Origin of the sequence: Mesorhizobium sp. M2A.F.Ca.ET.039.01.1.1 (assembly GCF_003998035.1) — a bacterium.
Classification (GTDB): Bacteria; Pseudomonadota; Alphaproteobacteria; order Rhizobiales; family Rhizobiaceae; genus Mesorhizobium.
The window spans coordinates 1-2,309 of record NZ_RZRY01000862.1 but is presented as its reverse complement, the minus strand read 5'-3'; the positions used below and the strand labels follow the sequence as shown (position 1 = coordinate 2,309).

Sequence of the window (2,309 nt, the reverse complement as noted above, 5' to 3'; positions counted from 1 at the left end):
GCGGGCGGCACTGCGTGCCGGTGTTCCAGCTCATCGCCGATCGCTATCTGGACGACAGCTACTCGCCCGACGCGGTCGCCGCGCGCTGCGGCGTCGGCGCCGACACGATCCGGCGGATCGCGGCGGAGTTGGCGCATGTCGCCTTCGAGCAGACGATCGAGCTGCCGATCGCCTGGACCGACTGGGCGGGCCGGCGGCATGAGACGATCAAGGGGCGGCCGGTGTCGATGCATGCCATGCGCGGCATCTCGGCCCATTCCAACGGCTTTCACACCTGCCGCGCCATCCATTTGCTGCAGGTTCTGCTCGGCACGGTGGACGTTCCGGGTGGCTTCCGCTTCAAGCCGCCCTATCCGCGCTGCGCGCCGCCGGGACCGAAGCCATGCGGAAAAAACGCCCAGCCGATGACGCCGCTGGACGGCGTGCCGCTCGGCTTCGTCTGCGGACCGGATGATCTTCTTGTCGACGAGGCCGGCCGGCCTGTCCGCATCGACAAGGCCTATTCCTGGGAAGCGCCTTTGGCCGCGCATGGGCTGATGCACACGGTGATCCGCAACGCCTGGGCCGGCGATCCTTATCCGATCGACACGCTGATGATGTACATGTCGAACATGGCGTGGAACTCGTCGATGAACACGGTCGAGACCATTGCCATGCTGACCGACAAGGACGAGGCCGGCGCCTACAAGATCCCCTTCATCATCTATTCCGACGCCTATTATTCCGAGACCGTGCCGTTCGCCGACCTGGTGCTGCCCGACACCACCTATCTCGAACGGCACGACTGCATCAGCCTGCTCGACCGGCCGATCAGCCATGCCGACGGCGCCGCCGACGCCATTCGCCACCCCGTGGTGCAGCCGGATCGCGACGTGCGGCCGTTCCAGTCGGTGCTGATCGAACTCGGCGCGCGGCTCGGCCTGCCTTGCTTCGTCAACGAGGACGGCTCGGCGACATACCGCGACTATGCCGACTACATCGTCAACCATCAGCGCACGCCCGGCATCGGCCCTCTAGCCGGCTGGCGCGGCAAGGATGGTGGCTCGATCGGCAAGGGCGACGTCAACCCAGACCAGTTGCAGCGCTACATCGACAATGGCGGCTTCTGGCACCACGATTTTTCCGACGACCAGCGCTATTACAAGATGGGCAACCGCGCCTATCTCGATTTCGCGGTCGAGATGGGTTTCATCCCCTGCGCAGAGCCGATCGTCTTCCAGCTTTACTCGGAGCCGATCCAACGGTTCAGGCTGGCAGCGCGTGGCCACGGCAAGGTGCAGCCACCCGACGCCGAACGCGGCCGCATCGAAGCCTATATGGACCCGCTGCCGTTCTGGTACGCGCCCTTCGAGGACGACGCCGTCGACCTTGAAAGATATCCGCTGCATGCGCTGACGCAGCGACCGATGCATATGTACCATTCCTGGGGTTCGCAGAATGCGTGGCTGCGGCAGATCACCAGCCAGAACCGGCTGTTCGTGCATCGCCAGACGGCCAGCAAGCTCGGCCTTGCCGACGACGACTGGGTTTGGATCGAAAGCATCAACGGAAGGGTGAAGGGCCAGATCAAGCTGATCGACGGCGTCAACCCGGACACGGTGTGGACCTGGAACGCGATCGGCAAGCGGCGCGGCAGCTGGGCGCTGAAGGACGATGCGGCCGAGAGCAATCGCGGCTTCCTGCTCAACCACATCATCGGCGACCAGACATCGGCCGATGCCAACGGCAAGCGCTATTCGAATTCCGATCCGGTCACGGGACAGGCGGCGTGGTTCGACGTGCGCGTGCGGATCGTCAAATGCTCGGCCGAGGAAGCCGGCTTCACCGAACCGCAATTCGAGCGTTTTGCTCAGCCGCCGCATTTCGAACCGTCGCCCGACGTACTTCGCTTCGGCGCGGAATTCCGCATGAAAAGGGAAGCCGCCGAATGACCTGCCTTCCCGCCCAAACCGACAAGAAGCTCGGCCTCGTCATCGACCTCGACACCTGCGTCGGCTGCCAGGCCTGCGTCACCGCCTGCAAGGAGTGGAACACCGGCGGCCATATGGCGCCGCTGACCGACATCGACCCTTATGGCGGACATGTTGACGGCGTCTGGTTCAACCGGGTGCATGCCTACGAGCACACGACGGAGCGGGGCTGCCGGACAGTGAACTTCCCGCGCTCCTGCCTCCATTGCGAGCAGCCGGCCTGCGTCACCGTTTGCCCGACCGGCGCCTCCTACAAGCGCGCCTCCGACGGCATCGTGCTGGTCGACGAGGATAAATGCATCGGCTGCAAATTGTGCAGCTGGGCCTGCCCCTATGGCG

At 64.7% G+C, this 2,309-nt stretch carries 2 protein-coding genes; both read left to right on the top strand.

Translation table 11 applies throughout. The features are described from left to right. Positions 1–1,931, top strand: a 1,931-nt coding sequence (locus EOA24_RS34765; RefSeq protein WP_127410637.1) for a molybdopterin oxidoreductase family protein, incomplete at its 5' end; no start/stop codon positions are given. Beyond that, positions 1,928–2,309 (top strand): 4Fe-4S binding protein (locus EOA24_RS34760; protein WP_127410636.1); only part of this gene is annotated, 382 nt, incomplete at its 3' end. The genes EOA24_RS34765 and EOA24_RS34760, both read left to right, overlap by 4 nt.